Genomic DNA, 21062 nt, shown 5'->3' with positions numbered 1-21062 from the left:
GTCTCCCTTAGGACATCGCGGTTAATTGAGAGTTAGGGCTGAAGCATCGCCTTGGCTATAATTGTCTCACCAACTGAACCGCGACCGCGCCCCAGGGCGGGTCGCTGATTACCTGCTGGCGGCTGCCGCTGCCCAGCGGCAGGATGTGCAGCCTGTCGCCTTCGCGGCCGATCAGCCTGCCGAACACGAAGCGCCCGGCATGGCGCGGCAGCAGCATGTCGCGGTTGAGCGCGCTGGTAAATTCATCGGGGCCGATCCGGCGGCACCAGATTTCGTCGCCGCTGCGATAATCGCCGATGCTGGCCGACACCTGCACCCCGATCATCGCGTCGGCAGGCGCCGGCGGCGGAAAGGACAGGCTGCGGGTCGGCGCCCGCGCGCCTTCCGGGCCCAGCAGCGCGGCGACCGGCACGACGCTTTGCCCCGGCAGCGCCACCAGTTCGGACGATCCGACGCCCAGCGCCATTGCTATGCGGTTCAGCCAGTTGACCGATACGGTTCGCGTGCCCGTTTCCAGCCTGCCGATCGTCTGCGCCGTGGTCGGCGGCTGGCAAAGGGCAGCGACCTGCTCCAGCGTCAGCCCCTTCGCCTTGCGGACCTCTCTGATGCGGGTAATCATGCCTGTTCCATATTTTACCTATTTGGTTTTTGATCTTTCCTACAATTGGTTCGTCATGGCAAGGCCTTCCTATCATTCCCTTGTCAGGAGGCGCGAGATGCCAGGCCAGTTCATTGAACAGAAGATCGAGGATCCAAAGGGACATGTCCAGACGGTCGCGGTGAATATCGGCGAATCGCCGATCTCATGGCTCCACGCGCGGGGGCATTTGAATGAACGCCAATATCGCGCGGGCGAACTGCTGCGTGCGGACTGGGACAGGGCTGGCCTTGGCCCCCGCGTCACCATGCGGTGGGACGCTGCGCCCGCCAGCGGCGGTAGAAGGAGCGGGGCAGGCGCGCCCGATCCGACGGTTGCCCAATTGTCGGCGCGCGAACGCTTCCATGCCGCCATCGCCGCTGCAGGACCGGGGCTCAGCGACATATTATGGCGCGTCGCCTGTGCGGGCGAAGGGCTGGTCGCGGCGGAACGCGCGCTGGGCTGGCCAAGCCGGGCGGGCAAGCTGGTGCTGACCCTGGCGCTGGATCGTGTGGCCGACTGGTACAGGGTGCCGTGACGGCCTGACGCCTAACGCGCCATGTCCGCGCCCAGCAGCAGCAGCAGCTTTACATCGATGGCGAAACCTTCGGCGCGCCAGGTGGCGATCTGGCTGGCGAGGGTGGCGAGGGGGACGCGGTGAACGCGAATATCCTCGCCATCCACGCCGCCGCCTTCGCCGGTCTTGCACAGGTCATGGGCGCGGAACAGGCAGAAGCTTTCCGACACCATGCCGGGCGAACTGTAGAAATCGCCCGCCGCCTCCATCCGCCCAGCGCGATACCCCGTTTCCTCCTCCAGCTCGCGCGCTGCGGCCAGGGCGGATTCCTCGCCTTCCTCATCATCGCCGACAAGGCCAGCGGGCAGCTCGATGCAACGGCGGCCCAGCGGTACGCGGAACTGATCGACCAGCAGGACATGGCGCGTGCCGTCCGCATCCTCGTCGATCGCCAATATGACGGCGGCGTGGATGCCACGCGCGCGTCCGACATATTCCCACCTGCCGCGCCGCTTGGCGGTGATGAAACGGCCTTCCCACATGATTTCTTCTGCGGCGGCCATGTCCTGTTCGCTCATAATTCGATCAGCCTGTCTGGCAATTCATTGGGGTTGTCGGCGCTGCGCGGGAAATGGCGGGCCAGCACCGCACCCACCTGCCGGACGGCTTCCGCCATGCCTTCGCCAGTGCGGCCGTCGCGCACCGCGTCGATCATCGCCGCCATCGCATCGCCCCAGACGTCCGGGGTCACTTTCTGATTGATCGCGGCGTCCGCGATGATTTCGGCGCGGTGCTCGTCAAGGGAAAGATAGATGAGGACACCCGTCTGCGCCTTCGTCCGGCCCAGCGCTACCGCACGGAACAGGGTCATCGCCCGCCGCCGCACCCGCCGCGCCTTGGTGGTCCGGGGCGTGAGCGCAAGCCGCAGCGGCATCCAGGCAAGGATGTAGCGCACGGCCAGGAATTTCACGATGAGCAATCCCAGCAGGACCGTCAGCAGCTTCCAGTCTTCAACTTCATGCTCCCAGCTGAGCAGCAGCCAGGAACAGAGCGCCCGGAAATGCGCGGGGAAAGCCGCCGCGATGGAAAGCGCCACGAATACAGCGCCGATGGCCCAATGCAGCCCCGCATCATGATAGGCATCGGATCGCCGGGCGACGATCGTCACGATCTCGCCATCGGTTTCCTGTTCCGCCTGGGCCACCGCCCGGGTGACCAGTTCATGATCGGCCTGGCTCAAGCGAAGACGCATCACCATCCCCCCGATGCGCCGCCGCCGCCGCCGCTGCCGCCGCCGCCGGAAAAGCCGCCGCCGCCCCAACCGCCGCCGCCGCCGCCCCAGCCACTGCCCGATCCCCAGTCAGATCCGCCGACGCCCGGCCCCCAGATGACGATTGGTCCCGCGCCGCCGCGATAGCGCCTGCCGCCGCGCCGTCCGAAGATGGTCGGCACGATGATGAAGGCTGCAATAGCGATCCAGAAGATCAGGATGAGCGGGCTGCCGCAGCCCCGGTTGCCTTGTTGCGCCTTTTCCGCCGCCAGCGCGCGTGCCCGCGCCTCATCGGCCGGCAGGCTGAGCAGCGTGATGAGGGCGTTGGTCCCGGCCTCGATACCGCCCGCCATGTCGCCTGCCTTGAAGCGCGGCGTGATGGAATTGCGGATGATCTGGGACGACAGGGCATCGGTCAAAATGCCCTCCAGTCCATAGCCCACCTCGACGCGCACCTTGCGCTCCTTGGGTGCGACGATCAGCAGCACGCCGTCATTGCGTTCCTTGTCGCCGATGCCCCACGCGCGCAGCAGGCGATAGCCATAATCGGATATGTCATAGTCCTGCAGGCTGGGCAGCGTGGCGACCACCAACTGTCGGCCGCTTTCCTTTTCCAATGCCGCCAGCCGCTGGGTCAGCGCCTGTTCCTGCGCGGGTGAAAGCAGCGCGGCATCGTCCACCACCCGGCCCGTCAGCTTGGGAAAAGTCTGCCCCTGCGCCGCCGGTATCCACACCAGCAGCGCAAGGATCAGGATCAGGCGGCGGAGCATGTGCGCTTTCAGTTACCGAAATCGACCTTGGGCGCTTCATCTGCTCCCGGCGTGCTGGCCTGGAACGGCGTCATCGGCTTTGCGCCATGGATGATCTTCGCGCCGATCGCGTCGGGGAAGGTGCGAATGCGGGTATTATAGGCGCGGACCGCTTCGTTATAATCCCGGATAGACACGGCGATGCGGTTCTCCGTCCCTTCCAGTTGCGACTGGAGGTCGAGGAAATTCTGGTTGGCCTTCAGGTCTGGATAGGCCTCCACCGAAGCGAGCAACCGGCCCAGCCCTTGCCCCAGTTGCGCCTGCGCCTGCTGGAACTGCTGAACCTTGGCCGGGTCCGAAAGATCATCGGCGCTGACCTGGATGGATGTCGCCTTCGCGCGGGCCTCGGTCACGCCGACCAAAGTGTCCTGCTCCTGCTTGCCGGCCGCCTTGACGGTGGCGACCAGGTTCCCGATCAGGTTGGCGCGGCGCTGATATTGGGCCTGGACATCGGCCCACTTCGCCTTGGCCACCTCTTCGGCGGCTGGCACGCTATTGATGCCGCAGGCGGACAGCGCGAATGCCGACAGCAAGGGTAAGAGAAACGCAGGGGAAAAACGGCGCAGGATCGTCATGGAACATCCTCGGCTTTGTGACGAGGACGGAAATAGGTGGTTGTGGATGCGGGCGCAACGTCTCATCCTCTTAAACATGCAATCACCACAAGGGGTTCGTAAATGGGGCTGATTTCCGAATTCAAGACTTTCATCAACCGTGGCAACGTGATCGACCTGGCGGTTGGCGTCATCATCGGCGGGGCGTTCGCCACCATCACCAAATCGGTGACCGATGATCTCATCATGCCGTTGATCGGCTTCCTGTTCGGGGGTGCGGACTTTTCCAGCTATTTCATCCGGCTTGGCGATATTCCGCCGGAGTTCAAGGGCGATCCCGGCAGCTATGCCGATTTGAAGGGTGCGGGCGTCGCCATGCTGGGATGGGGCGAGTTTCTGACCGTCCTCGTCAATTTCCTGATCCTGGCGTTCATCATCTTCCTGCTGGTGAAGGCGGTGAACAGGTTGATGCCGAAACCGGGCGAAACCGCGCCTGCAGCCACGCCGGAAGACATATTGTTGCTGCGGGAAATTCGGGACAATCTGAAAAAATAAGTCGTTTCTGCGACGAAAGGAGTCGTGCGATGGGAACCATCTGCCGTGCGACCAGTTGATCGCGATCAGAGTTCCGGGTGCACTGTGCTGCCGGGCCTCTTGCCGAATGACGTCAGCCCCTGGGGGGCGCAACAGGAGAAACGCCGTGAAAACCATCGTCTCAGTTCTTGGCCTGGCCAGCTTGATCGCGCTTGCTGCATGCGATTCCAAGCAGGAAAACCAGGTTGAGAACGCATACGAGAATCAGGCGGACGCCATCGACAACCAGGCCGATAATATGGAAGCCATGGCCGATAACCTGTCCGGCAACGCCGAAGCTGCTGCTGAAAACGCCGCCGACGCCCTGGAAAACAAGGCTGACGCGACCCGCGAAGCGGGCGAGGCGGCGGGTGACGCTGTTGAAGACAAGATGAACTAAGCCTTCGCTTAAAAAGCAAAAAGGGCGTCGCGACGAAGGTTGCGGCGCCCTTTTTGTTGTGAACGGCACGTCTTTAACGGGCCTTTAACCACGCCATCCCCATGGTGCCGACGCGCGCATCCGTGAAGGCCAAGGGAATGGACGAGCTACTTCAGGAATTCATAGCTGAAACGCAGGAAACGCTGGAAGCCCTGGCAAGCGAGGTCGTCGCGTGGGAAGCGGACCCCGGCGATCGCGACCGGCTGGACGCTATTTTCCGCTTCTTCCATACGGTCAAGGGCAGCTGCGGCTTCCTGAACCTGCCGCGCTTCGAGCGCTTGAGCCACGCGGCCGAGGATGTTCTGTCGGAAATCCGCAATGGCAATCGCACTGCCGATCCGGCTACCGTCAGCGCGGTGCTGGGCATCATGGACCGCATCGCCGAACTGGCCGAAGCGGTGGCGATCGGCGCGGCGCTGCCGGACGAAAATGACGATTATCTGATCGGCGCCCTGACGCAGCCGGTGCAAGGCGCAGCGCCCGAAGCGGCGGCCCCTGCGGTGGAAACCACGCGGCTGGGCGGCGCGCAGGCCGTACCCCGCACCATTCGCCTGCCGCTGTCGCTGATCGACCAGTTGATGAATGGCGTGTCGGACATGGTGCTGGCCCGCAACGAACTGTCGCGCAAGTTGCGGGAACGGACGGGCGACCCGGAACTGGAAAGCGCGTTCGAACGGCTGTCGACCTGTGTGGCCGACATGCGCGACGCCATCTCCAAAACCCGTATGCAGCGCGTCGATCGCCTGTTCACCGCCATCCCCCGCATGGTCCGCGATCTTGGCCGTGACCTGGGCAAGAAGATCGACCTGGTCCTTGAAGGCGGCGACGTCGAGATGGACCGCGAAATGGTCGAGATGGTCGTTGATCCGCTCACCCATATCGTGCGCAACAGCATCGACCATGGCATCGAAACGCCCGAGGAGCGCCGTGCGCTGGGCAAGCCGGAAGCGGGCACGCTCATGCTGCAGGCCCGGCAGTCGGGCAACCAGATCGTGATCGAGATCAGCGATGACGGGCGTGGCATCGACACGGGCCGCCTTGTGGAAAAGGCGGTCGGTGCGGGCAGGCTTTCGCGCGACGCGGCGGTGAAGATGAGCGAGGCCGAAAAGCTGGACCTTATTTTCCATGCGGGCCTTTCGACCGCGCAGGCCGTCACCGCGATTTCGGGCCGTGGCGTCGGCATGGACGTCGTGCGCGCCAATGTCGAACGAATCGGCGGCATGATCGCGCTTCATAATGAACCTGGCCGGGGGTTGCGCATCATCCTGCGCGTTCCCCTGACCCTGACCATCATTCCGGGCCTTATCATCCGTTCGGGCGGGCTGCATTTCGCGATACCGCGCGCGGCGGTCGTGGAAATATTGCACGATAATAATGAAACGCTGCACGTCGCCGAAGTTGGCGGGGCCAAGATCGCGACGATCCGCTCTGTGCGGCATTCGATGATCGACCTGGAAGATGTTCTGGGGATGCAAAAGCCGGCGCAGGCTGGCCCCCGCGCCGTCATGGTCGTGCGGTCCGCTACGGGCGTGCCCTTTGCGCTGGGCGTTGCCGCCGTCGACAATCATGAGGAACTGGTTATCCGGCCCGCTTCGCCGCTGGTGATGGCGACGGGCGTTTATGCCGGCATGACGCTGCCGGACAATGGCAAGCCGATGCTGCTGCTGGATGCGGCGGGGCTGGCCAATGCCGCCTGCCTGCCGAATATTGCCGATGACCGGGCCGACCGTCAGGCGGAAGAAGAGGATGAGCGTGCGGCGCGGACGGAGATGGTCTCCGCGCTGCGTTTTGAAGAGCTGTCGGGCGAAAAGCGGCTGATCAAGCTGTCGCTGGTCGAGCGGGTCGAGGATGTCGATGTGACGTCGTTCGGCCGGTCGGGAGCGCACGCTTTCGTCCGTCTCGATGGCCGACTGGTGCCTGTCGTCAACGGCGTTCACGCCTTTACGGCGGACCATGTGTCGGCGCTGCGCCTGCGCGATGGAACGCGGGAAGCCTGCTATCCGGTGGCGGCGGTCCTCGATATCGTGGAGATGCCTGCCGTGCCCGACATGGTCGCGATGCACGGCCTGCTCAGCGGCGTTTCGGTGATCGACGGCGAACATCTGGAAGTCATCAACCCCTTCGCCCTGTTCGCCGCCTTGCCCGATGGCCCGCTTGTGGAGCGGACGCGCGGACGCTGCGTGCTGGCGGACAGCCAGGATGGGTGGACGCGCGAGATATTGGCGCCGCTGCTCCGGCAGGCCGGGCACGAGGTCATTCTGGGCCTGCCGCAGGACGAGGCGGTCGATCCGGCCGATATCGTGCTGTGTTCGGACGGCGATTCGTCTCAGGCGGCGGAGATATTGGGTTGCCGCGTCGTGCAGTTGCGCGCTTCGCCACGGCCCACGGGGCCGCAGGACAGCAGCATTTACCGTTATGATCAGGATGCGCTGATGGCCGCCATCGCTGGCGCGCGGCGTTAAGGAGACAGTCGATGGACCAGCTTTATCTTCTGGCGACCCTGGCCGGCACCCGCGTCGCCGTTGCGGCGCAAGAGGTGGAAGCGGTGGTGAAGCTCGCCGATATTTCGCCGGTGCCGGGCATGCCCGCCCATGTAGCGGGGCTGTCGGCCCTGCGCAGCCGCGTCCTCACGATCATCGATGTGCCCGCCCTGATAAGCGGCACGCCCACGCCGTCGGCCCAATGCGGTCTGGCGATCATCGCGGACATCAGCGGGCACAGCTACGGCCTGATGGTCGATGCCGTCCACGACATCTGCCAGGTGCCCGAAGGCGACCTGCCCCTGCGCGGCCAGCTCGACCGTGCATGGTCGCCTTATGCGCGGGCGATCGTCGAACAGGACGGCCAGCCGCACCTTCTCGTATCGCTCGCCAGTTTCATCGAATCCGGTTTCCTGGCGCAGGCAGCATAAATTTCCGGGCCGTTTACGAATTACTCGGCTTTGGCGGCTAATCTCTTCTGCACAGGAAGAAAAATCTAAGGGACGCTTCATGAAAAACTGCCTGGTAGTCGACGATTCCAAGGTTATTCGCAAAGTCGCGCGGCACATATTGGAGTCCCTGGACCTGACGGTGACCGAAGCGGTCGACGGGCAGGATGCGCTGACCCAATGTGAGGCTTCCGCGCCCGATGTCGTGCTGTTGGACTGGAACATGCCAGTCATGAGCGGCATGGAATTTCTTCAGGCGCTTGCCACGGCGAAAGTCACCGCCCGGCCCAAGATCATCTTCTGCACCACGGAAAATGGCATCAGCCATATCAAGGCGGCAGTGGAAGCGGGGGCCGACGAATATGTCATGAAACCTTTTGATCGCGAGACGCTTGAAAGCAAGCTGGCGATCGTCGGCGTCATTTAGCGACCGCTTTTCTCCATTCGCTCTTCGTTTCCCATTTTCGTTCGAAAGTCCCCAGATGACCGCCGTCATGCCGATCATGGCCAGCCACAGCAGACCGCCGGTCCGCACGATGGTTGTCGATGATTCGGTCGTCGTGCGGACCGTCATCGAACGGATATTGGCCGGCGATCCTGCCTTTTCCGTCGTTCACAAGACCAGCAGCGCCGAACAGGCCTTGGGTTTTATCGCCGGGAACGATATCGATCTGGTTCTGCTGGACATAGAATTGCCGGGCCAGAGCGGGCTGGCGGCTCTGCCAGCCTTCCTGCGCGCCAATCCGCGTGGGAAGGTGGTCATCCTTTCGGGCAATTGCCAGGAAGGCAGCGCGGTTGCGATCGAAGCGCTGGCTCTTGGCGCGAGCGACATTCTGGCCAAACCCGGCAGCGGCTGCTTTGGCGAGACGTTTCCCCAATCGCTGATCGAACGCCTGTCCCGCCTGTTCGGCGCGAATGCCGCTCCGCAGGGCGACGCGCCGCCGCTGCAAATGGCTTCGGCGCAGGCGAATGCGCCGCTCGCCTGCCTGGGCATCGGGGCATCGACCGGGGGCATCCATGCGCTGAGCCAGCTATTTGCAGGCATGTCCGCGCCGCTCGGCGTGCCGATCCTGCTCACTCAACATCTGCCGGTCAGCTTCACACCCTATTTCGTTCAACAGCTCGCCCGGATGACCAGCCTGCGGGTGAAGGTCGCCGAACAGGGAGAGATGCTGAAGCCCGATACGGTCTATGTTGCGCCGGGCGACGCCAATCTTCAGGTCCGTCGTGGTCTTTATGATCGGGTCATGGTCGTGCTGAACCCTCAACGCACGGCCGGGGGCAACCTGCCCGGCGTCGATCCGATGTTCGCCAGCATGGCGGAAGCCTACGGGCCAGGCGCGGCGGGTATCGTGCTCACTGGCATGGGGCGCGACGGCACCGTAGGGGGACGCGACATCGTCGCCGCGGGCGGCTGGATCGTCGCGCAGAATGAAACAAGCAGCGTGGTCTGGGGCATGCCCGGATCGGTAGCGGCTGCGGGGTTGAGCTGCGCTCTTCTGGACCCCTATGCCATCATGGATTTCGTCGCGAGACGCGGAAAGAGCAGAGGTTTGGCACATTGACCCTTTCGACCGATTCATCCTTGCGCGGCGCCGCTCGCATCTTTTCCGCGCTGCTGGAGGCGCGCACGGGGCAAATTCTGTCGGAAAGCCGCGCCTGGCGCATGGAAACCGCGCTGAAGCCCGTCATGCGCAGTCGCGGTATGGCTGACATGGACGAACTGGCCGCCGGGCTGCTGGGCAATCGCGATCCGGCGCTTGAGGATGAAGTGGTCAATGCGCTGCTCAACAATGAAAGCAGCTTTTTCCGCGATCTCCAGATCTTCGACATGATCTCTCGCAGCATCCTGCCTGCTTTTCATACGGATCGGGGGGACCGGGTCTTGCGGATCTGGAGCGCGGGTTGTTCGACCGGGCAGGAAGCCTTTTCGCTCGCCCTTCAACTGCGCAACGACATGGCGCGCTGGCGGGGCTGGCGCATCGAGATACTGGCGACGGATATTTCCGGCGCCGCCATAGAGCAGGCGCGCAACGGCATCTTCTCGCAAATGGACGTTCAGCGCGGTCTGGCCGTGAGCGACCTGATCAAATGGTTCGAACCGGTGGGCGATAATTGGCGCGCCAGTCCCGAATTGCGCCGGATGATCGATTTTCGCACGGACAACCTGTTCGACGCCAAGGCGCCGTCGGGCGAATATGACTTGCTGCTCTGCCGCAATGTGCTGCTGTATTTCACGCAGGAACGGCGGCAGCAGGTGTTCCGCCTGCTCACCCGCCACAGCAGCGAACGATCGGTGCTGCTGCTGGGGGCGGGCGAGACCGTGATCGGCCATAGTGAAGATTTCATACCCCATCCGGAATTTCGCGGCGCCTATGCGCGTCGCCCCCAGGGTAGCCGGGTCGCGGTCGCGCCTCTTCGTCGCGCAGTCTGACGCCGCACATCGCGGCGCATCCGTTCATCGCATTGCCCACATGAAACGCGCGCGCTTGATCGGCCGGGCGCTCTCGGCCATTGTCCGCCCTGCGGCTGCGCGCCCTGCCGTGGCGTGACGAATACATGTGGTGGTGATTGCCTTTCCGATGACCGATATGCCGATGATCGACACGCCGTCGCCCAATTTCGACGATCGCAAGCTGCCCATATCCATGCTGGTGCTGCACTATACCGGCATGCCGGACGCGCCGAGCGCGATAAACTGGCTGGCCAGCGGCCAATCCAAAGTGTCTGCCCATTATGTCGTGACCGAGACGGGCGAGATCGTCCGCATGGTCGATGAAGGCAAACGGGCCTGGCATGCGGGCCGGTCGCACTGGCGCGGCATCGACGACGTCAATTCGGCGAGCATCGGGATAGAGATCGTCAACCCAGGCCATGAATGGGGCTATCGGCCCTTCCCGGACGCGCAGATCGGATCGCTGATCCCGCTGATGCACGCCATCGTTCAGCGCCACGGCATCACGCGCGGCAATATCGTGGGCCACAGCGACGTGGCGCCAGCGCGCAAGCAGGATCCGGGCGAGCTTTTCCCCTGGGGGCAGCTGGCCAGGTTACGGCTTGCCCTGCCGCGCCCGACCAGGAATCTCATGGACCCGCATTGGAGCGACGGGGGCTTCATGCTGGCGCTGGAGCGTTTCGGCTATGACATTACGGAGCCGGAGGCGGCGGTCGTCGCGTTCCAGCGAAGGTTTCGCCCCGAACTGATCGACGGGATCATCGACGGGGAATGCCGCGCTATCCTGCTCGGCCTGCTGCTGCCCAAGCCGAGGGGGGATGACTAAGGCGGCAACCCTGTGTATAGCGCGTGGCTGCCAGAGGGTCGGGCGGCCGCGGCGTGGCGGGTAACTTCCACGGCGAGGAAAGTCCGGGCTCCACGAAATGACGGTGCCGGCTAACGGCCGGCTGGAGTGATCCAAGGGACAGTGCAACAGAAAGCAGGTCGCTAAGGCTTCGGCCCAGCGAAATTGAAAGGGTGCGGTAAGAGCGCACCGCGTCTCCGGCAACGGAAGGCGGCACGGTAAACCCCACCGGGAGCAAGACCGAATAGGGGCGGCGCGCAGCTCGACTGCTAGGCTGATTTCGGCTGAGACCGTCCGGGTTGGTTGCTTGAGGGGCGGAGCAATCCGTCCCCTAGAGGAATGGTCGCCACTCCCTGTTAAGGGGAGGACAGAACCCGGCTTACAGGCCCTCTGGCATTATAGGGAGTCGCATCGCCATCCCGGCGACCCGCTCGGTTGCAAAGCTAATGCCGGGATCTGGGGCCATGATGCGAAATGCCTGCACGCGACCGAAATTTACCATTCGCCGGGGGTGGCTTTCCGCCAACGGCCTACTTAGTTTGGAATTATGGCAAGAAGCAGCCGATCAAATGACTGGGGATTTCCCCGCTGGCGCAGCTATGGCGCATCGCGTGAGGCGCAGCAGGTGCGCCTGTGCGATCGGCACGGTTGCGACCAACCCGGCGGCTGCCCTGCGCCCAAATCGCCCAACAGCCCCGAGCGCTGGTATTTCTGCACCGATCATGCGGCTGAATATAACCGCAACTGGGACTATTTTCAGGGCCTGGACAAGGAAGAGCGGGAACAGCGCGAGCGGGATGAACGCCGTGATGCGAACGGGTTTCAAAGCAGCGCCTATCATGGATGGGGCGGGCCGGGCGACGGCAGCCGCTCGCGCGACGAACTGCACGCGCTCAAGGCGCTGGAGCTTGAGGACGACGCCGATTTTGAGGCGGTGAAGAAAAGCTGGCGCCGTCTGGCGAAGGAAAATCACCCCGACGTCAAGCCGGGCGATACCGATGCCGCAGTGCGCTTCCACACGATCCAGGCCGCTTACGAAGTGCTGCGTTCGGCGGAGGAGCGGCGCAGCTGGAAGCCGCGTGAGGCAGCCGATTGAAGGACCATGTCCGCTCCAACTGGCAAAATGCCGTGCTGGTCTGCCGCAAATGTTCCAAAAAGCTCGACGGCGGCTTTGGTCCCGATGGCGACGAGCGACTGGCCAAGGCGCTGCGCAAGCATCTTTCGCTGAAAAAGGGGCGCAAGGCTGCCGCGGGCATCATCGAGGTCAACTGCCTGGGCGTTTGTCCCAAAGGGGCGGTTACAGTCGTCAACGGCGCGCAGTCGCGGGATTGGTTGCTGGTAAAACGGCACGCTGATCTGGACGAACTGTCCGCGATGCTGGGCCTCACGCCGCCGGACAGCGGCGTCAGCCCGCCCGTCTGATCTGGGGCGCTTTGGATCCCGTTTCGATCGTCAGGGCCTTAAGCAGCCGGTTTTCCTTGTCTATGCGGCGCATGATCGCTTCGATCATGTCGCGGGTCTCCTGACAGAAACTGCGCCAGTCGCGCGCGATTCGGTCGTCGTTCCACTGCGCCATATATTGGGAAAAAGACTGGGCCAGCGGCGCCACCTCGACCTGCAACTGAGCGACTGTTTCGCGCAGTGAATCATCGGCCCGCCGCTTCATGGAGGGGTAGAAGATGTGATCTTCCAGGGCGAGGTGCGCCATCAGTTCGCGCGCAAACTGCCAGCGCAATGCGCCCAGCGGACGGGGGCTGCCCTCATCGGCAATTGCAAGGAGCACCCTCTCCGCCAACAGGCGAAGGGCGTCATGCTGGCTCTGCAACAGCTCAATATTCATGCGACCCTTCCCGTTTTAGGAAGTCTTATCCGTCAAACGGGTTAAGAAACCATTGGGAAGGCAGCAGAATTTTTCCTGCGATGCCGCCCGCCGCGCATTTGCGGCGGCGGGCGGCGGCACGGGTTCAGCCCGGCTGGTCGGCGCGGCTCACGCCTTCGCCATCCAGGTTCTGCGCGACGAAATCCCAGTCGATCGCTTCCTTGAGCACGCGATCGGCATAGCTGGGGCGCAGGTTGCGATAATCGATATAATAGGCATGTTCCCACACATCCAGGATCATCAGCGGCGTGTGGCCGTGCGCGACGGGGGTGTCGGCGTCATGATAGCTGGTCACTTCCAGCTTGCCGTCCTTCAGGATCAGCGCGGCCCAGCCGCTGGCGAAGTGGCCCACGGCCTCGGCCTTGAGCTTTTCGATCAGCCCATCGACCGAGCCGAAGCCTTCGTTGATGAGGTTGAGCAGCGTGCCGGTCGGCTGCTTCTTTTCGGGGGAGAGCGACAGCCAGTAGAATGTGTGGTTCCAGATCTGGCCGACCTGGTTGAACAGCCCGCCCTTGCTGGTCTTGATCAGTTCGACCAGCGACTTGCCCTGCAATGCAGGATCGGCGGCGACCAGTTCGTTGGCCTTCGTCACATAGGCATTGTGGTGCTTGCCATGATGATAATCGAAGGTTTCGGCGGAAAGAATGTCGCCAAAGGCGTCCTTGGCATAGGGAAGGTCAGGCAGAACAAAGGCCATGTCGGAACTCCTCGGGTTCTTGGATGGATGGCCGCATAACGAGGACGCGGCCGGATGGCTCCCTGCCCCTAGCAGTCTTATTGCACCGCAGAAAACACGATATTTTCTTTTAAACGCACGGAAATATCCATGTGACAGGTGCGAAATGATGACCTAGCATCACCGGTCAGGCAGCCCGCAAGCGGCGGCCGGACATGGGGGTAGGATCAATGGCAAAATTCTTCGGTAATCTGCATCTTGTGCTGGCCGCGGGGCTGGTGCTGTCACTGGCGGTGATTTTCGCGGTTCCCGCCAACACCATCCCGGAACAGGCGATCCTTCGCTGGCTCCATCTGTTCTTCGGTGTCGTCTGGATCGGGCTGCTTTATTATTTCAACTTCGTCCAGATCCCGACGATGCCCAAAGTGCCGGCGGACCTGAAGCCGGGCGTTTCCAAATTCATCGCGCCGTCCGCGCTTTTCTTTTTCCGCTGGGGTGCGGCGTTGACGGTGCTGACCGGCATCATCATCGCCTGGCGTAGCGCCTATCTGGTCGAATCGCTGACCTTGACGCCCGGCTTCGTGCTGATCGGCATCGGCATGTGGCTCGCCCTGATCATGGCCTTCAACGTATGGTTCATCATCTGGCCGAATCAGAAGAAGGCGCTGGGGATCGTGCCCGCCGAAGACGCGGCAAAGGCAAAGGCCGCGACCACCGCGATGATCTTTTCGCGCACCAACACGCTGCTCTCGCTGCCGATGCTGTATTGCATGATCAACTTCAACGGCGGCTGAGCTTCGCATGCGGGCGGGGCCGGGCGCGTCCTGGCTTCGCCTGCCGCCTTCTAGCCTTGCGGCGGGGTCGTTTCGCCGATTTCCTCGCTGTCGAGCTTGTTACCAAGCGCAAGCCCGTGCCGCATCAGCATGGGAATGTTCGCCGCGGCAAAGACGACCGACACGATCGTCACGCCCCACACCTTGATCGCCAGCCACGCGTCGAAGCTCATCGACCGGCGCATGGCCTCATTAGCGATGGCCATGCCGACGAAGAATATGGCCCAGTTGCGCGACAGCTTGCGCCAGCCTTCATCGCTCAGCCCGTCATAGGCGGCCTGCAACAGATATTTGAGCAGAGCCTTGCCACGCATCAGCCCGCCAAACAGCATCAGCGCGAAGAAGCTGTAGATGATCGTCGGCTTGATCTGAATGAACCGCTGATCGTGGAAATAGATGGTGAGGCCGCCGAAAAACAGGATCAGCATCGCCGAAAGCCACAGCATCGGCGACACGCGGCCCAGCTTCACCTTGGAAATGATGACGGCGATGATGATCGCGGCCATGAAGGCGGCGGTGCCGATCGACATGGCGGTGATCGGGTTGCCCCCGCCCCAGACCCAGCCGACGCCCTTGTAGGTCAGGAAAAAGACCAGCAGCGGCCCGAAATCGAGCGCCAGGCTAAGGTTGCCGCCATGCTGTGCTTTGGCGTCAGCCATGAATTGAAACTCCCGTCAAAACCGCAATTGAGGCTGAGGGCCCATATGGACCCGCACCCACCGGAGACAAATCAGCGCGCATAGGCCGTCCCCGCAATCGCCCGCGCCATGTCGCCGGGGTCGAAGGGCCGCAGATCCTCGATCTTCTCGCCCACGCCGATGGCATGGATGGGCAGGCGGTATTTTTCCGCCGCCGCGACCAGGACGCCGCCGCGCGCCGTGCCGTCCAGCTTGGTCATGACCAGCCCCGTCACCTGCGCGACTTCCTTGAAAACCTCGATCTGGCTCAACGCATTCTGTCCCGTGGTGGCATCCAGCACCAGCACAACGTCATGCGGGGCCGCCGGGTTCAACCGCCCAAGGACGCGGCGGATCTTCGCCAGCTCGTCCATCAATTCGGTCTTGTTCTGAAGCCGCCCTGCCGTATCGACGATCAGCACGTCGATGCCTGTCTCGGTGGCCTGTTTGACCGCGTCGAAAACAATGCCGGCTGCGTCGCCGCCTTCCTTGCCCGCGACGATGGGAATGCCCAGCCGCTCGGCCCAGACCTTCAGCTGCCCGATCGCCGCCGCGCGGAACGTGTCGCCCGCCGCCAGCATCACGCCATAATCCTGTTCGAGCAGCAGGTTGGCGAGCTTGGCGATGGTGGTGGTCTTGCCCGAACCGTTGACGCCGATGACCAGTATGACCTGCGGACGCGGGAACGCTTCGATCTCCAGCGGGCGGGCTACCGGGGCCAGCACCTTTTCGATCTCCTCCGCGATGATCTCGCGCAGATATTCCTCGGTCAGCTCGCGATTATAGCGCCCTTCGGACAGGCGGTCGCGCACGCGGGCGGCCATGGCCGGGCCAAGGTCGCTGACGATCAGCGCCTCCTCGATCTCGTCCAATGTCTGGTCGTCGAGCGCGGCCTTGGTGAAAAGGCCGGTCAAATTCTCGCCGAGCTTGTCGGATGTGCGCTTCAGTCCGCCGAACAGGCGGTCGCGCCAGCTGTTGCCGGGTTCAGTCATCAACCGCCTCTTGCGCGATCAGGACGCCATTCTCAAGCGCCGTGATGCGCGCACGGGTGATGGAGGATGGGGATTGCGGCGCGGCAAAGCGAACCGGCGCGAAATTTTCGGCATGGCCGGTCATGCCATTGCGCTCGACCAGCACCGACTGAACCGATCCGATCAGGCCCCGCAGCCACGTCTGCCGCTGCACCTCGCACGCTGCGCGCAGGCGGGCGGCGCGGGCCTTGACGCGCGAGCGTTCGACCTGCGGCATGCGCGCGGCGGGCGTGCCCTGACGGGGCGAATAGGGGAAGATATGGCCGTGCACGATGTCGCACTGCTCGACCAGCTTCAGGCTGTTTTCGAACATCGCCTCATCCTCGGTCGGGAACCCGGCGATAATGTCTGCACCGATACTGATGTCCGGGCGCGCGGCTTTCAGCCTTTCGACGATGCGGATCGCGTCGGCCCTGCCATGGCGGCGCTTCATGCGCTTGAGGATCATGTCGTCGCCAGCCTGTAGCGACAGGTGCAAATGCGGCATCATGCGCGGCTCATGCGCCAGCAGGTCGAACAGCCGCTCGTCTATCTCCACGCTGTCGAGGGACGAAAGGCGCAGGCGGGGCAGGTCCGGCACGGCCTTCAATATGCGCTCGACCAGCAGGCCGAGCGAAGGCGAGCCGGGCAGGTCGGGGCCATAGCTGGTGACGTCCACGCCCGTCAGCACGATTTCCCGATAGCCCGCATCCATCAGTTCGCGGGCCTTTTCGATCACGGCTCCCGCCGGGACGGACCGGCTGTTTCCCCGGCCATAGGGGATGATGCAGAAGGTGCAGCGATGGTCGCACCCATTCTGCACCTCCAGGAATGCGCGGGCATGTTCGGCAAAGGCGCTCGCCATATGCGGCGCGGTTTCGCGGACGGCCATGATGTCGGAGACCTGGACCTTGTCCGTCACCTCAAGGCCGTTTGCCACCCCGACAGGGCCATGCACCGCCCCGGCAACGTCCTCCGTCACCCCGGTAGCGCCATCCGTCACCCCAGCGAAAGCTGGGGTCTCATCCCCCAAACCGCGCGCTGCCGTGGACTCTCCCGCCGCCCGCCGCGACGACGGATAATGATGGGCCTCCATCTTCTCCCTGTTGCCGATCACCGCATCGACTTCCGCCATCGCCGCGAAGGTCTGCGGCTCGGTCTGCGCCGCGCAGCCCGTCACCATGATTCGCGCATCGGGCCGCTCACGGCGCGCCCGCCTGATCGCCTGGCGCGTTTGCCGCACCGCCTCTGCCGTGACGGCGCAGCTGTTGACGACGATCAGGTCATCCTGATCGCTCGCCATCTCGCGGATGGCCTCGCTTTCCGCGATGTTGAGGCGGCAGCCCAGGGTGATGATCTGCGGGCCACTCATGGTCAAAAGCGCGCCCAGTCAGCCTCGCCGTCAAAGACATGGGTGGCGGGCCCGGTCATCAGGATATGGCCCCCCGGCGTCCAGTCGATCACCAGATCGCCGCCGGGCAGGGTGACGCGCGTGGGACCGCTCACCAGCTTGCGGCGCACCGCCGCCACGGCGGTCGCGCAAGCGCCGGTGCCGCAGGCGCGCGTCAGGCCAGCGCCGCGTTCCCACACGATCAGGCGGATATGATTGTCGCCGACGACTTGCGCGAAATTCACATTGACCCGCGCCGGGAACAGCGGATCGGTCTCGATCATCGGGCCCAGCCGCTCGATATCCACCGCGCCCAGATCGTCGCAGAAAAAGATGACATGCGGATTGCCGACATTGACCGCGGCGGGCGCGGGCAGATCCTCCCAGCTGACCGGCATGGCCAGCGTGTCCATGGCGTAGGCGAGGGGGATGGCGTCCCACTCCAGCCGGGGCGCGCCCATATCGACGCTTGCGCCGCCATCCACGCCCTTCGCGTCCAGCAGTCCCGCCTTCGTTTCGATCAGCACATCGCGGCCGACGAACAGCGGAACACAGCGCGTGGCGTTGCCGCATGCCTCCACTTCGCCGCCGTCGCTGTTGAAGATGCGCATCGACACATCGGCCCGGTCGGACCGGCCGATCAGGATCAGCTGGTCGCAACCGATCCCGGCGTGACGGTCGGCAATGGCCTGCGCGCGCGCCTGCGTCATGTCGACGGCGCCATCGCGCGCGTCGATTACGACGAAGTCGTTGCCCAGTCCGTGCATTTTCGAAAAACGGCCCATAAGGGCGCGCATGTAGGGACTGTGCGGGCAAAAGGCCAGTCTTGCGCGCGCGCCGATGACGCCGCCATTGCATGTGTGGCGGGGTTGCGGTAAAGGCCGGCTCGCAATCGGGTGGCTTGGCTACGCGATATCCTGACAAATCCATGGCGCCCGACAGGGGCACCGGATGGACGCTGGCCGGCGAGTTTTCGCCCGTCGGCGATTTTGTCGTTTGGCGGGATAGGCAAAGTTTCCGGGCCTTTTCGGCCCAAATGAGGTGATGATGTTCGATTCGCTAAGCGATCGTCTGAGTGGGGTATTCGACAAACTGCGTGGGCGCGGTGCGCTTACGGAGGACGATGTCCGCGCCGCGATGCGCGAGGTGCGAATCGCGCTGCTCGAAGCGGACGTCGCCCTTCCCGTCGTGCGCCAGTTCGTCGAGCAGGCGACGGAGCGCGCGGTCGGCAGCGATGTGCTGCGGTCGGTCACGCCCGGCCAGATGGTCGTCAAGATCGTCAGCGACACGCTCACCGAAACGCTGGGGTCGGAAACCTCCGACCTGCTGATCGACGTCTCCCCGCCCGCCGTCATCATGATGGTCGGCTTGCAGGGGTCGGGCAAGACCACCTCCACCGCCAAGATCGCCAAGCGGCTCAAGGAAAAAGAGCGCAAGAAGGTGCTGATGGCGTCGCTCGACGTCCAGCGCCCTGCCGCGCAGGAGCAGTTGGCGGTGCTGGGCACGCAGACCGATGTGGCGACCCTGCCCATCGTGCCGGGCCAGCAGCCGGTCGATATCGCCAAGCGGGCGTTGCAGGCGGCGAAGCTCCAGGGCTTCGATGTCGTCATGCTCGACACCGCGGGCCGCCTGCACGTCGATCAGGCGCTGATGGACGAGATGAAGGCGGTCGCCGACGTTTCCAATCCGGCGGAAATCCTGCTGGTGGTCGATTCGCTGACCGGCCAGGACGCAGTGAATGTCGCGAGCAGCTTCACCGCCCAGGTGCCGCTGACCGGCGTGGTGCTGACCCGCATGGACGGCGATGCGCGCGGCGGTGCGGCGCTGTCGATGCGCGCCGTCACCGGCCGCCCGATCAAGTTCGCGGGCACCGGCGAAAAGCTCGACGCGCTCGAGCAATTCCATCCCGCCCGCGTGGCGCAGCGCATCCTTGGCATGGGCGACGTCGTGTCGCTGGTCGAGCGGGCCGCCGAAACGATCGACGCGGAGGAAGCCGACAAGCTCGCCAAGAAAATGGCGAAGGGTCAGTTCGACATGAACGACCTGCGCAGCCAGCTCAACCAGATGCGCCGCATGGGCGGCCTTGGCGCGCTGGCGGGCATGCTGCCGGGCCTTAAAAAGGCGCAGGCGGCGATGGCCAACAGCGGCGCGAATGATAAGACGCTGGTGCATCTCGACGCGATGATCGGGTCGATGACGCCTAAGGAGCGCGAAAAGCCCGCGCTCATCAACGCCAAGCGCAAGATCCGCATCGCCAAGGGTTCCGGCCGCACCGTGCAGGAAGTCAACAAGCTCCTGAAAATGCATCAGGAGATGGAAACGGCGATGAAGAAGATCCGCAAGATGGGCGGCCTGAAAGGGCTGGCCAAGATGTTCACCGGTGGCGGGCTGGACGGCATGCTGGGCGGTGGCGGCGCGCCTCCGCAGGGCTTGCCGGGGCTGGGCGGCAACATGCCCAACCTGCCCCCCGGTTTCCAGAATTTCATGAAGAAATAGCCCGTCATTCCAGCGAAGGCTGGGATCTCAGGCACAGGATCCCGGCTTCGGCCGGGATGACGAATTGAAGCTAAGTAGATTAGAGTAGAAAGGTCAAATTTCCATGGCAACGTCCATTCGTCTTTCGCGCGGTGGTTCCAAGAAGCGTCCCTATTACCGCATCGTCGTGGCCGACAGCCGCGCCCCGCGCGACGGCAAGTTCATCGAGCGGATCGGCAGCTACAACCCCGTTCTGCCCAAGGGCGATGAAAAGCGCGTCGTTCTGGACGTTGAGCGCGCGAAGCACTGGGTTGCCGCCGGCGCCCAGCCGACCGACCGCGTCGCCCGCTTCCTGGACGCTGCTGGCGTGAAGGAACGCGCCGCCCGCAACAACCCGAACAAGGCAGAGCCGGGCCAGAAGGCCAAGGACCGCGCGGAAGATCGCGCCGCCAAGGCCGCTGAAGCTGCCGAAGCCGCTGAAGCCGCCAAGGCCGCCGCTGCCGAAGCCGCCGCTGCTCCGGCTGCGGAAGAAGCGCCTGCCGCTGCCGCCGAGGAAGCTGCCGCTCCGGCCGAAGAACAGGCCGAAGGCTGAATCCTTTGACCGACAAGCCCGTCACTCTGGCCGTCATCATCGGCGCTCATGGAGTGGCGGGCGAAGTTCGCCTGAAGCTCTTTGGGGAAGGGGCGGAAACGCTCAAATCCTACAAGAGCTTCGACGCGGCGGGCAAGACGCTGACGCTGAAATCGGTGCGCGCCGGTCCCAACGGGGCCGTCGCCCGTTTCGACGGGATCGGCGATCGCAGCGCCGCCGAAGCCCTGCGCGGGACCGAATTGACGGTGCCGCGATCCGCTTTGCCTCCGCTGGAGGAGGGCGAATATTATCATGCCGACCTTATCGGCCTGCCCTGTTCCTCCAGCGATGGCGAAGCACTGGGCATGCTTGTCGCGGTCGAGAATTTCGGCGCTGGCGACATCATCGAAGTCGAACGGCCAGCCGTTGAAGGGAATAAGGCCAAGCGTTTCATGGCCCCCATGCATGCCGTGACGATCAACGATACGCACGCCGTCATCGACGCCGCCTTCGTGGTCTGACGG

General features: G+C 63.9%; 26 protein-coding genes and 1 other RNA gene. 16 read left to right on the top strand and 11 right to left on the bottom strand.

Translation table 11 applies throughout. From position 1 onward, the window contains the following. Window positions 1-55: 55 nt before the first annotated feature. The gene (locus B6S01_RS06160) at window positions 56-619 is read right to left on the bottom strand and encodes a helix-turn-helix domain-containing protein (protein WP_037464748.1); all 564 of its coding nucleotides are present in this window, start codon (window positions 617-619) and stop codon (window positions 56-58) included. 97 nt (window positions 620-716) lie between these two features. Between B6S01_RS06160 and B6S01_RS06155 the strand changes: the two genes are divergently transcribed. Next, on the top strand, window positions 717-1175 hold the full coding sequence (locus B6S01_RS06155; protein WP_037465215.1) for a DUF6456 domain-containing protein: 459 nt from the start codon (window positions 717-719) through the stop codon (window positions 1173-1175). Between the two features lie 11 nt (window positions 1176-1186). On the opposite strand, the gene B6S01_RS06150 is transcribed toward B6S01_RS06155, so the two are convergent. From B6S01_RS06150 to B6S01_RS06135, 4 genes are read right to left on the bottom strand one after another with little or no spacing between them, the layout of a single operon-like run. Continuing rightward, window positions 1187-1732 carry an NUDIX hydrolase gene (locus tag B6S01_RS06150; protein ID WP_037464750.1) on the bottom strand — a complete coding sequence of 182 codons (546 nt, stop codon included), beginning with the start codon at window positions 1730-1732 and terminating at the stop codon, window positions 1187-1189. Further along, on the bottom strand, window positions 1729-2406 hold the full coding sequence (locus tag B6S01_RS06145; protein ID WP_037465218.1) for a TPM domain-containing protein: 678 nt from the start codon (window positions 2404-2406) through the stop codon (window positions 1729-1731). Before B6S01_RS06145 ends, B6S01_RS06150 begins: the two co-directional genes overlap by 4 nt. Then, window positions 2406-3194: a TPM domain-containing protein gene (locus B6S01_RS06140; RefSeq protein ID WP_037464752.1), complete on the bottom strand. Its 789-nt coding sequence runs from the start codon at window positions 3192-3194 to the stop codon at window positions 2406-2408. The genes B6S01_RS06145 and B6S01_RS06140 overlap by 1 nt, the downstream gene beginning before the upstream one ends. Window positions 3195-3202: 8 nt before the next feature. Next, window positions 3203-3808 carry a LemA family protein gene (locus tag B6S01_RS06135; RefSeq protein ID WP_037464755.1) on the bottom strand — a complete coding sequence of 202 codons (606 nt, stop codon included), beginning with the start codon at window positions 3806-3808 and terminating at the stop codon, window positions 3203-3205. A 102-nt stretch (window positions 3809-3910) separates the two neighbouring features. On the opposite strand from B6S01_RS06135, the gene mscL reads away from it, so the two are divergent. The 11 genes from mscL to B6S01_RS06080 all read left to right on the top strand — a co-directional run bounded on the left by mscL (window position 3911) and on the right by B6S01_RS06080 (window position 12449). After that, window positions 3911-4342: a large conductance mechanosensitive channel protein MscL gene (gene mscL, locus B6S01_RS06130; protein WP_037464757.1), complete on the top strand. Its 432-nt coding sequence runs from the start codon at window positions 3911-3913 to the stop codon at window positions 4340-4342. 145 nt (window positions 4343-4487) lie between these two features. Further along, a complete protein-coding gene (locus B6S01_RS06125) occupies window positions 4488-4760 on the top strand; it encodes a hypothetical protein (RefSeq protein ID WP_037464760.1) in 273 nt (90 codons plus the stop codon). A gap of 137 nt (window positions 4761-4897) precedes the next feature. After that, window positions 4898-7261, top strand: a complete 2364-nt coding sequence (locus tag B6S01_RS06120; RefSeq protein ID WP_037465220.1) for a chemotaxis protein CheA — start codon at window positions 4898-4900, stop codon at window positions 7259-7261. A gap of 11 nt (window positions 7262-7272) precedes the next feature. Then, window positions 7273-7710: a chemotaxis protein CheW gene (locus B6S01_RS06115; protein WP_037464763.1), complete on the top strand. Its 438-nt coding sequence runs from the start codon at window positions 7273-7275 to the stop codon at window positions 7708-7710. 79 nt (window positions 7711-7789) lie between these two features. Next, window positions 7790-8155, top strand: coding sequence for a response regulator (locus tag B6S01_RS06110; RefSeq protein ID WP_037464765.1), 366 nt, complete (start codon window positions 7790-7792; stop codon window positions 8153-8155). Window positions 8156-8210: 55 nt separating this feature from the next. Beyond that, on the top strand, window positions 8211-9293 hold the full coding sequence (locus B6S01_RS06105) for a chemotaxis protein CheB (RefSeq protein WP_037464769.1): 1083 nt from the start codon (window positions 8211-8213) through the stop codon (window positions 9291-9293). 20 nt (window positions 9294-9313) lie between these two features. Then, on the top strand, window positions 9314-10162 hold the full coding sequence (locus B6S01_RS06100; protein WP_231567982.1) for a CheR family methyltransferase: 849 nt from the start codon (window positions 9314-9316) through the stop codon (window positions 10160-10162). A gap of 148 nt (window positions 10163-10310) precedes the next feature. Continuing rightward, window positions 10311-11009, top strand: coding sequence for an N-acetylmuramoyl-L-alanine amidase (locus B6S01_RS06095; protein ID WP_037464772.1), 699 nt, complete (start codon window positions 10311-10313; stop codon window positions 11007-11009). 30 nt (window positions 11010-11039) lie between these two features. Then, an RNA gene (gene rnpB / locus B6S01_RS06090) (RNase P RNA component class A) lies at window positions 11040-11425 on the top strand. A 149-nt stretch (window positions 11426-11574) separates the two neighbouring features. Next, a complete protein-coding gene (locus tag B6S01_RS06085) occupies window positions 11575-12123 on the top strand; it encodes a J domain-containing protein (RefSeq protein WP_037464773.1) in 549 nt (182 codons plus the stop codon). Then, window positions 12120-12449, top strand: a complete 330-nt coding sequence (locus tag B6S01_RS06080; RefSeq protein WP_037464775.1) for a hypothetical protein — start codon at window positions 12120-12122, stop codon at window positions 12447-12449. The genes B6S01_RS06085 and B6S01_RS06080 overlap by 4 nt, the downstream gene beginning before the upstream one ends. Here B6S01_RS06080 and B6S01_RS06075 read toward each other — a convergent pair. Together B6S01_RS06075 and B6S01_RS06070 are read right to left on the bottom strand one after the other, a co-directional pair. Beyond that, window positions 12433-12867, bottom strand: coding sequence for a hemerythrin domain-containing protein (locus B6S01_RS06075; RefSeq protein ID WP_037464777.1), 435 nt, complete (start codon window positions 12865-12867; stop codon window positions 12433-12435). The two genes, B6S01_RS06080 and B6S01_RS06075, sit on opposite strands and share 17 nt — an antisense overlap. Before the next feature lie 124 nt (window positions 12868-12991). Beyond that, window positions 12992-13603 carry a superoxide dismutase gene (locus tag B6S01_RS06070; RefSeq protein WP_037464779.1) on the bottom strand — a complete coding sequence of 204 codons (612 nt, stop codon included), beginning with the start codon at window positions 13601-13603 and terminating at the stop codon, window positions 12992-12994. 209 nt (window positions 13604-13812) lie between these two features. On the opposite strand from B6S01_RS06070, the gene B6S01_RS06065 reads away from it, so the two are divergent. Further along, entirely contained in the window at window positions 13813-14376 is a 564-nt protein-coding gene (locus B6S01_RS06065; RefSeq protein ID WP_037464781.1) for a urate hydroxylase PuuD, read from the top strand. Between the two features lie 50 nt (window positions 14377-14426). Here B6S01_RS06065 and ispZ read toward each other — a convergent pair whose 3' ends face one another. The 4 genes from ispZ to dapF form a co-directional block, all read right to left on the bottom strand. After that, window positions 14427-15074 (bottom strand): septation protein IspZ, encoded by a 648-nt coding sequence (ispZ, locus tag B6S01_RS06060; RefSeq protein ID WP_037464783.1) that lies wholly within the window; start codon window positions 15072-15074, stop codon window positions 14427-14429. A 71-nt stretch (window positions 15075-15145) separates the two neighbouring features. Further along, on the bottom strand, window positions 15146-16084 hold the full coding sequence (ftsY, locus tag B6S01_RS06055; protein WP_037464785.1) for a signal recognition particle-docking protein FtsY: 939 nt from the start codon (window positions 16082-16084) through the stop codon (window positions 15146-15148). Further along, complete coding sequence (gene mtaB / locus B6S01_RS06050; protein ID WP_037464787.1) at window positions 16077-17474, bottom strand: tRNA (N(6)-L-threonylcarbamoyladenosine(37)-C(2))-methylthiotransferase MtaB; 1398 nt, start codon at window positions 17472-17474, stop codon at window positions 16077-16079. Before mtaB ends, ftsY begins: the two co-directional genes overlap by 8 nt. Before the next feature lie 2 nt (window positions 17475-17476). After that, window positions 17477-18277 (bottom strand): diaminopimelate epimerase, encoded by an 801-nt coding sequence (gene dapF, locus B6S01_RS06045; RefSeq protein WP_037465223.1) that lies wholly within the window; start codon window positions 18275-18277, stop codon window positions 17477-17479. Between the two features lie 259 nt (window positions 18278-18536). Between dapF and ffh the strand changes: the two genes are divergently transcribed. From ffh to rimM, 3 genes are all read left to right on the top strand, one after another. After that, complete coding sequence (ffh, locus tag B6S01_RS06040) at window positions 18537-19988, top strand: signal recognition particle protein (RefSeq protein WP_037464789.1); 1452 nt, start codon at window positions 18537-18539, stop codon at window positions 19986-19988. 103 nt (window positions 19989-20091) lie between these two features. Continuing rightward, the gene (rpsP, locus tag B6S01_RS06035; protein ID WP_037464791.1) at window positions 20092-20559 is read left to right on the top strand and encodes a 30S ribosomal protein S16; all 468 of its coding nucleotides are present in this window, start codon (window positions 20092-20094) and stop codon (window positions 20557-20559) included. A 5-nt stretch (window positions 20560-20564) separates the two neighbouring features. Then, window positions 20565-21059 carry a ribosome maturation factor RimM gene (rimM, locus tag B6S01_RS06030; RefSeq protein ID WP_037464793.1) on the top strand — a complete coding sequence of 165 codons (495 nt, stop codon included), beginning with the start codon at window positions 20565-20567 and terminating at the stop codon, window positions 21057-21059. Window positions 21060-21062: the final 3 nt, after the last annotated feature.

It is taken from the genome of Sphingobium herbicidovorans (assembly GCF_002080435.1).
GTDB lineage: Bacteria > Pseudomonadota > Alphaproteobacteria > Sphingomonadales > Sphingomonadaceae > Sphingobium > Sphingobium herbicidovorans.
Note: the sequence above shows the minus strand (reverse complement) of the source record. Positions and strands in the feature narration are given on the sequence as shown.